Source organism: Salegentibacter agarivorans, assembly GCF_900113135.1.
In the GTDB taxonomy this organism is placed as follows: domain Bacteria; phylum Bacteroidota; class Bacteroidia; order Flavobacteriales; family Flavobacteriaceae; genus Salegentibacter; species Salegentibacter agarivorans.
This window is the reverse complement of sequence record NZ_FOOH01000020.1, coordinates 62,756-72,001: the sequence shown is the minus strand read 5'-3', so window position 1 is coordinate 72,001 and position 9,246 is coordinate 62,756. Positions and strand designations below refer to the sequence as shown.

Here is a 9,246-nt window from a genome sequence, read left to right as displayed (position 1 = left end):
GCTGGAAAAGCTGGAAACCTCTTCACCGACAACTAAGGCGTATGGGCTATAAGGGGAATTTTCTTAAGATATCGGTAACCCGATGGAGAAACTCCTCCACCAATTTAATACACTATGCCCTGCCCAATAAGTACTTCTCAGAATTAGGGTTGTACGCAATGGACACAGTTGAAGGGAATACTTTGCATCAGTACTATCAAACAGTACTGAATAAGATTTAACATGAGCCGTGTACGAGACCCGTATGCACGGTTCTGGAAGAGGGATGAAGATAATAAATGCTCAAATATTTATTATCTTCACCCTACTTGATTATGCCGTATTTCTATTAAAAAACTGAATTTACATTAATTAAATTTCAGTATTCATTCAGGAAAAATTAAATCTATAGGAGATGAAACGCCAAATTTTTGATGGGATAAAAGCAGCGATTTTCATTTAGCATAAATAATTTGATAACTTAGTTATAAGATAAAAACTATAACAGTATAAACTGCAGCCACTAAGCCGTGTGATATGTTATTAATCTTTACCATTAGTGCTTTAATTATTTTATCTGGCACTTTTTATAAAAAGCTGGAGAATCATTATATAACCGATCCCTTAATTGCGTTAATTTTTGGAGTGATCTTTGGACCCAATTTATTCAGCTTTATTTCCCTGGAGAATAGTAAATCTTTGGATATTCTCAAAACCGCTACAGAATTTACCATGGCAGTTGCTCTTATGGCTACAGCATTACGAATCCCTTCTAACTACTTTAGAAAGCATTTCAAAACACAATCTATGGTTATTGTCTTTGGAATTTTAGGAATGTTTTTATGTAGCTCTTTACTTTTATTTTGGTTGTTGCCTTTATCGTTACCAGAAAGCTGCCTTATAGGAGCAATAATAACTCCTACAGATCCTGTGGTAGCATCTACAATGGTATCTGGTGAAAATGCAAAGAGATTTTTACCGGCAAGGGTAAGAGATACAATTTCATTTGAATCTGGGGTGAATGATGGTTTGGTCTATCCGTTAATTCTATTCGTTTTCGCTTTAATATTCCCCGCGCAAAATTTACAAAACTGGGTTTTAAAAGAATTCCTTTTTGCGACGGTTTTATGTGGTATTGTAGCATTTGTTTTGGGTAAATTATTTGGGAAACTAATGCATAAGGCCCACGGGAAAGGTTGGATGTCTAATAAAGCAGTACTGCCTTTTTCTCTGGCGCTTGCATTCTTGCTATTATCTGGTTTTAATGCTGTAGGTATGAATGGAATTTTTAGCGTTTTTATAGGAGGTTTTGCGTTTTCTTCTGAAATTTCTCAAAACGAAACCATCCAGGAGGAACGCGTTCAGGAATCTATGGATCGCATTTTTACTATCCCGGTTTTCTTTATTTTTGGTTTACTTCTGCCCTGGAAAGATTGGATTGATTTAGGAATATGGACGTCAGTAAGCATAATTTTTGTTATAATTTTATTCCGAAGAATTCCCAGTTTTCTTTTATTTCTTAGGCTAACTCCTCAATTTAAATCTAAGTTTAAAGATCAGCTATTAATTGGCTGGTTTGGTCCTATTGGTGTAGCTGCGCTTTATTATGCTATTCTAACTTTAGAAAAAACTAAAGATGACACTGCCTGGATTATTACTAGCTTAGTGGTAATGGCCTCTACGTTAATTCACGGTCTAAGCAGTTTGGCCTTTTCTAAATGGTATGCTAAATTGGTTAGTAAATCAAATAAAGAATAGCCAGGTTTTCTTCATCCATACCTTATTTAATTTATTTTATAACTGAAGAATAGCTTCAGATTTCCCGATTATTTGCCGGGTAATTCCGTCTAATTCAGTAGCCGATTCATTTAAACCTTTAAATAAAAAATTACGCTCATCCTTATTTAGCTCTTCCCAGGAAGTTTCTTTTACAATACTTAGAATTTTGGCCACCGGCGCCCTAACTAAATGAGACTGGATCCAGGTAATATTCTTTAATTCTTCGTTTTGTTTTTCAATTATTTTCTGGTGTTCAATTTCTTCCGTTATATCTGTAGCCACAATTATTGCGGCTCTTCGATTCATATAAGTAATTATTTTACTATCAATCTTCACCTGGATCTCTGAACCATTTCGTTTTAAATGGATAAATATTCTATTCCCCGCCAACTTTTTTTCAGCTTTAAAATCGCGTAAAGAAGCCTCCATATTTGGAATTTGTTCTTTTGGCCTAATATCTTTTATAGTCATATTTAAGAATTCATCCTTAGAATATCCATAATGATTTATAGCCTTCTCGTTTACATCTAAAAACTGTAAGGTTTCCAAATCGTAGACCCAGGTAGGCTGGGGATTAAACTCAAATAAATCGAAATATAGTTGTTGCGATTTTTTTAGCAATTGTAAATTTGCTTTTCGCTCTAAACTGTAAAGTATACTTTTATATAAAATATCAGGGTTTAGATTATCTTTAATTAAATAGTCTGAAGCCCCTAAAGAAATAGCATCTAACGCAAATTCTTCAAAAACTTCTCCCGTTAATACAATAATAGGAATTTCAGTAAAAAGATGGCAAACTGTGTTTACCAGGTTATTTCCTTTATTATCGGGAAGGTTCAGATCTAGTAGAATAGCATCATATTCTGCACTTAACTCGTTCTCCTTTAATGCTGAAAATTTACTATACCGGGTTAGAGAATGCTCTGGTAATTTTTCTTTTAAATACTCAGAGATTAAATAATAATCTCCATCATTGTCCTCTATTAAGAGGAAATGGTAAGCTTTATTCTTAAACATAGTTGGAGTAGGGATAGATTTTCGGTTTATTTTTCTGATAATTCTAAATACTAAATATCAAATATTTCTGAATAAATAAAAAGCTAAATACTTTAAAATCAGCAAAACTTATAAGTAGTACAAGCCGTTAAAAATAATAAATTTTTAAACAGGATATTAAGTTCATTTTTAAAGTAAGTAAACAGTTTCAGAGCAAGCTCACGAAGCATTGTTATTGATTTCGATGCAAGCCTGGGAGCTTTAGTAAATCTTATTTAAATGAAGTTTTGTATTTTTTTTATGGATGAAAGAGTTCGTTTTTATATTAAAATTGGATTATTAAGCGCTTTGATTCATTTATTTTGAAGAAACAGAAAGCTATTTATTGAAGCTTTCTTATTATTTTTTTGTTCAAAATATTATAATTTAAATTTTAGTCCGCAAAATTACTAAGCTCATAAAAACACTCTCTTTTCATCTATTTTTTACGTAAAAATACTTAGTTTTAAGAAGGGTTTTATAAATTGTGTTTTCTAAGAATTAGATTAATCGTAATTGAAATGAAAACACTAATCAATATCCCAAAATGTACTATCGTTGGGGCTGGTCCTGGAGACCCAGACTTGCTGACTTTAAAAGCGATAAAAGTACTCAATAATGCAGGTGTAATACTTTACGACGCATTGGTAAATCCCGAAATTCTGGAACACGCACCCGGGGCTATAAAAATTTTTGTAGGAAAGAGGAAAGGGTGTCACGCTTATACTCAGGATCAGATAAACGAGCTTATCGTAAAATTTGCCAAAGAAAATGGGAGCGTAGTAAGGTTAAAAGGAGGAGACCCATTTGTATTTGGACGCGGGAGCGAAGAAAAAAAATATGCCTGTGCACACGGGGTAGAAGTAGAAGTAATTCCTGGAATTTCTTCAGCTATTTCGGTTCCGGCTTCTGTAGGAATTCCTGTTACAAAAAGACATATAGCCGAAAGTTTTTGGATAATTACCGGGACTACTTCAGGGCATAAGCTTTCTAAAGATGTGGCCCTGGCAGCTAAAACTTCTGCAACGGTGGTGATTTTGATGGGAGTGAGTAAACTCGCTCAAATTGTAGCTTTATATAAAAAAGAAGCTAAAGCAGAACTACCAATTGCAATAGTACAAAACGGTACGCGGGAAGATCAAAAACTCGTTGCCGGAAATATTGCCAATATTGAAAACCTGGTAAAAAAATATAAAATAGGAACCCCGGCCATTATAATTATTGGGGAGGTTGTTAAGGAATGTGAGGCTTATAAAACAGGAGTGAACAATACAGAAATTGATGAATTTATCTTTCAGAATCTTAATTACCTCAATTTACCCCAAACTGCATAATTATAGTTGATATTTAACTAGGCTTTTCCTGGATACGTTTTTCAAATGCTGACTTTGGGGCTTCACAAAGTGAACAAACGTAGGTTTCGGGAAGTTTATCAAAGCTGGTGCCGGCTGGTATTTCCTGAGTAATGTCACCAAACTTTGCTTCGTAAATACTGAGACAGGCCGCACATTGCCAGATTTCTTTTTTCAATTTCTCTTTCTCTGATTTTGATTCTGGTAACTTTCTGGCCTTTTCTTCTTTCTCACCCAATTGGCTAAAGTACATTTTACTTAATTCTATGAGCAAACCGGGCAATTCAACTTTGTCCACATCCTGAACATGAATCACATAATTACGGGTATTAGGATCAAAATTTTGAGCATAAAGTAAATTATAGGTGTCACGTACTCCAATCTCATTTAGAATTTCTGGTGCTTGATTTTTTTCAATTACCACAGCAGTAAAATAGTTGCTTTTTTTGGTTGAATCAAAAATCCCGAAAGTCAATCCATAGGTGCTAATATCCTTTTGATCAAAATTTGAAACCAGGTATTTTTTTAGGTTTGCGGCTTCTTCGTTATCTACCGGAATATGCCAATTTAGCTCTAACATAGAATGCCTCACATTAATTCCGTTTTTTCCCAGAAATTTCTCCCATTCAAGTTTGGTGTTTATTGGGATTCCTTTTACAATCAAAGATTTCCAGGGGGTAATTGAAATTTTTCCAATTTTAGACTCAGCGCATAAATCACACATTTCTTTGAGAAAACTGGTGTAATATTTATTATTTCGCCAATATAGTCCCAGCCAATAATTATCCATTCCAATCTTATTCATTCCCTCGTAATACGGAAAAGGTTGATATGGGATTTCCAGAGATTTATCAATTGTTCTATTATTGGTTTCAAGAGAATCACTTAGCAAATTGAAAATCATCTCTACCTCCTCTGGTTCTTCCTGGAGCAATTCTTCAATTCCATAAACAATTTCTCCCACGTCCCAGGTATAAATAAGCGCAGGATATACCTGCATTTTTTGCCATTCTGGTAGCCTGATGTACAGGTACCAATAATCTTCGTGTTCTGATGCTATAAAATTTAGATGACCGGTAAATAATGGGACCAGGCGTTGTTTAGGATCTGTAATATTTACTTTTAAATTTGGAGGAATTCTAAATTGTTCCAGCACATATAAATAACGGTCTCCGGTAAGCCAAGGTGTTCCCGAAAAAATATCTGCAGCTACATAAGAAGAAACTATATTTTCAGCTCCCTCAGTTTTTGGCGGAATTATTTGATATTTATTTTCAGCAGAAAAATTTTCAACTTCAACATCTTTGGTAATCAAAATATCCTGGCGGGACCCCAGCGAAATAGAATCTGAACCCGATGCCTCAGCTAATTCTACAATTTCCTTTAATTCTGCAGGTGATAAAACTCCTCCTTTTATAATTATTCTTGTGAATGATTTTTTCATAAATATTCTAATTAATTTAAACTGAAGCCAGAGCTATGCGAAAACTACCCGGCCACCAAAAGTTCCCTAACTTCGGTTTTACAACTTCCGCAGCCTAACCCGGCACCGGTTTCTTTGCAAAGTGTTGTAAAATCTTTATTTCCATTTTTAATGGCTTCCTGTAAGTTTCCGGCACCAACCTGGCTGCATGAGCATACAAGTTTTCCCTTTACCGGTTTACTGTTTCCTGAACCACGTAATAGCGTATCGCGCTTATCTGCCAGTTCCATTTTACTTTCAATAAGCGTTTTAAATTGAGCAAATTCATTTTTATCACCCATTAAAATGGCCCCAACAAGCAGATCATTTTTTACAATGCATTTTTTATAATATCGCTTACTAACATCGGTAAATACAATTTCCTCGTAAGCAGGGTCGTTCTCGGGTACATTTATATCTCCCACACTACAGAGGTCCAGATTTTTAAATTTCAGGATATTCATTAGTACCGAACCCCTGTAAATACTACCAACATCGCCAGCTAAAAAGTTAGAAAGAACCTCGGCTTGCTCTTCGGCAGCAGAAGTGATACCAAATAACTGACCTTTATACTCAGCAATTTCACCAATTGCAAATATATCTGAATTAGAGGTTTGTAAATGCTCGTTTACTTTTACGCCTCGCCCACAAATGAGACCGCTTTCCTTAGCAATTTCAATATTTGGCCGTGTGCCAATGGCATAGGCAATGGCGTGTGCATTAAGGATTTTCCCACTTTTGAGACTAATAGTTAATTCTCCGGGATTTTCCTCATCATCAAAAACAGTACTTACTTCATTATCAAAATAAATATTTATTCCACGTTCCTGAACATCCCTGGCCAGGAGTCTGCTAGAGAGTATATCAAGCTGGCGCTCCATGAGGCGGGATGAACGTTGTACTATGGTAATATTTACATGCTCTTTTTGCAATGCTGCCGCGAGCTCTAAGCCAAGCAAGCCACCGCCCACAATCACCACGTGTTGTTCTTCTGGGGGTAAACCGGTATTTTCCAGGTAAGTTTTAAATTCATCGGCATCTGCTTTACTTCTCATGGTAAATCTTCCCGGTGAATCCAGCTGAGCATCTTTTGGAACAAATGCCCGACTACCTGTAGCAATAATCAATTTATCAAAATGATGTTTATTCCCCTGGTGGTCTGTCACCCATTTTTCGTTTTTATCGATTTTAGAAATAGAACAGGCTTTATGAAGTTGAAGATTTAATTTTCCCAATTCAACTTTCTTAATTTTTAAAAGTTTTTCCCAGCTGAGTTCTTCCGTAACATATTCTGGTAGTAAAACACGATTGTAAAACGGATGTGCTTCTTCTGAAAATACGTGCAACTCATCATCGCTATTATGGTCGCGATAATTTTGAACAAACCGAAATGCAGCAGCTCCTGCACCGATAATTATTATTTTTTCTGCCGGTTTTTTATATTTTGAAACCGAAACCCTGGTAAATTTGAAATCGGGTTCTTTCGATTGCGGATCAACGTGATTAAAAGTAAGGTTGTTCGCCCGGTTAAGGTCACTTTGTAATTGTTTACCCCAATGCATTGGTAAAAACAAAACGCCAGCTCTTACGTCTTTAGTGATTTTTGCACGTAGCCTAACATTTCCATTCTCACTTTCTACTTCCACGACTTCGCCATTTTTGATGAAATTCTTAATCCCATCTACCGGATTTATCTCTAATACGGGGGAGGGATAATGGGTTCGAAGTCGGGAAACCTTTCCGGTTTTGGTCATACTATGCCATTGATCCCGAACTCTTCCCGTTGTAAGGATTAATGGGAATTCTTCATCGGGTTGTGTAGAGGTGTTATTAATTGAAGCGGGAATATTAAAAATTGCTTTTTTAGATACGGTGTAAAATTGGTGGTCTTCAAATAGCCTCTTAGTGCCGGGATGGCGATATTCAGGTATTGGCCATTGAATACTCCCTTCGTTTTTGAGACGATCATAATTAAGATGGGAAATATCAATATTGGTACCTTTAGTCATTTCGCAATATTCCGCGTAAATTTCTTCTGTAGAATTATAGTTAAATTCAGAAAAGCCCATCCTTTGCGCAAAATCACAAAAAATTTCCACATCGGCGCGAGCTTCTCCGGGTGGGGTGAGGGCCTTCGGTAAGTAAGAAATTCGTCTTTCAGAATTGGTCATTGTGCCTTCTTTCTCCATCCAGCCAGCGGCAGGTAATACTAAATCGGCATATTCCAGGGTGTCAGACTTATGTGAGATTTCCTGAACCACCACAAATTTGGCTTTTTTAAGTGCTGCTTCAGCTTTGCGAACATCGGGCAGGCTCACCATGGGATTTGTACAGGCAATCCAAACCGCTTTTAATTTTCCGCTTTCCAGGGCATCAAACATTTCAGTTGCTGTATATCCCGGTTTTTCTGAAATTTCATCAACTCCCCAAAATTCAGCCACTTCCTGCCTGTGATCAGGATTATTTAAATTTTTATGAACTGCTAATAAACTCGCCATTCCGCCAACTTCCCGGCCACCCATGGCATTTGGTTGCCCTGTAAGAGAAAAAGGGCCATTACCGGGTTTTCCAACTTTTCCGGTTATTAGAGAAAGGTTAAGCAGTGCAAAATTTTTATCGGTTCCCACAGAACTTTGATTAAGCCCCATAGCCCACATACTAATAAAGCCTTTAGAGCGACCTATCATTTCAGCTGCTTCTTTAATTTCTTCTACAGGAACACCACATTCTTTAGCTGCTTTTTTAAGAGAAAGGGAATAGGCCTGTTTTTTATAATCCGGGAAATTCTCAGTATGCGCTTTTATAAATTTTTTATCGATATAACCTCTTTCAATTAAGCGACGGCCAATGGCATTAAACAGAATAATATCGGTGCCGGGTATAAGTTGCAGGTGAAGGTCGGCGAAACGTGCAGAATCGGTTCTACGTGGGTCTACCACAATCACTTTTACTTCATCGGGGTTTTCTTCTTTATGCTTTTCAAGTCTTCTAAAGAGAATAGGATGGCACCAGGCAGGGTTTGCACCGGCGATTAAAAAACAATCGGCCAGTTCAATATCATCATAAGAAACCGGCACTGAATCGTCCCCGAAAGTTTTTTTATAAGCCACTACCGCCGAGCTCATACATAAGCGGGAATTGGTATCAATATTATTTGTACCCAGAAAACCTTTAGTGAGTTTATTCGCAATGTAATATTCCTCTGTAAGGCATTGTCCCGAAACGTAGAATCCCACACTATCAGGTCCATATTTTTTAATAAGAGTTTTGAAAACGCGGGCAGCGCGATCAAGTCCCGTGTCCCAGCTTACCCGTTCACGTGGATGAGATTTGCTCCAACGCATTTCGGGATGCATAATCCTGTCAGAAACATTGTTCGCAACATAATCAAGGTTCATCCCTTTAGAACAAAGCATTCCGCGGTTTACGGGATGGTTTTTATCACCTTTAACCGTAATTTTATTATCGAAGTTTTTTTTGGCTATAATACCACAGCCTACGCCGCAATAAGAGCAGGTGGTTTTAAATTCTTCTTGTTGTATTTTTTTCATAAACTCAGCGACAAAATATACTTAAACGCTGGTTATTAAGCGCTTATAATTTATTAAAAGAATGGATTATTTCTGCTAAATCCTTATA

Annotated in this window: 5 protein-coding genes; 2 read left to right on the top strand and 3 right to left on the bottom strand. The window is 36.5% G+C overall.

Annotation, left to right across the window (positions count from 1 at the left end; genetic code table 11):
* Positions 1 to 516: 516 nt before the first annotated feature.
* A complete protein-coding gene (locus BM084_RS14055) occupies positions 517 to 1,737 on the top strand; it encodes a cation:proton antiporter domain-containing protein (protein WP_075326650.1) in 1,221 nt (406 codons plus the stop codon).
* 36 nt (positions 1,738 to 1,773) lie between these two features.
* Here BM084_RS14055 and BM084_RS14050 read toward each other — a convergent pair whose 3' ends face one another.
* Entirely contained in the window at positions 1,774 to 2,775 is a 1,002-nt protein-coding gene (locus BM084_RS14050; protein WP_075326651.1) for a response regulator, read from the bottom strand.
* Between the two features lie 539 nt (positions 2,776 to 3,314).
* On the opposite strand from BM084_RS14050, the gene cobA reads away from it, so the two are divergent.
* Entirely contained in the window at positions 3,315 to 4,127 is an 813-nt protein-coding gene (cobA, locus tag BM084_RS14045) for a uroporphyrinogen-III C-methyltransferase (protein ID WP_075326652.1), read from the top strand.
* 13 nt (positions 4,128 to 4,140) lie between these two features.
* Here the strand turns inward: cobA and BM084_RS14040 are convergent, their stop codons facing one another.
* The gene (locus BM084_RS14040; RefSeq protein WP_075326653.1) at positions 4,141 to 5,589 is read right to left on the bottom strand and encodes a rubredoxin; all 1,449 of its coding nucleotides are present in this window, start codon (positions 5,587 to 5,589) and stop codon (positions 4,141 to 4,143) included.
* 44 nt (positions 5,590 to 5,633) lie between these two features.
* Entirely contained in the window at positions 5,634 to 9,158 is a 3,525-nt protein-coding gene (locus tag BM084_RS14035; protein WP_245764386.1) for a nitrate reductase, read from the bottom strand.
* Between the last annotated feature and the right edge of the window lie 88 nt (positions 9,159 to 9,246).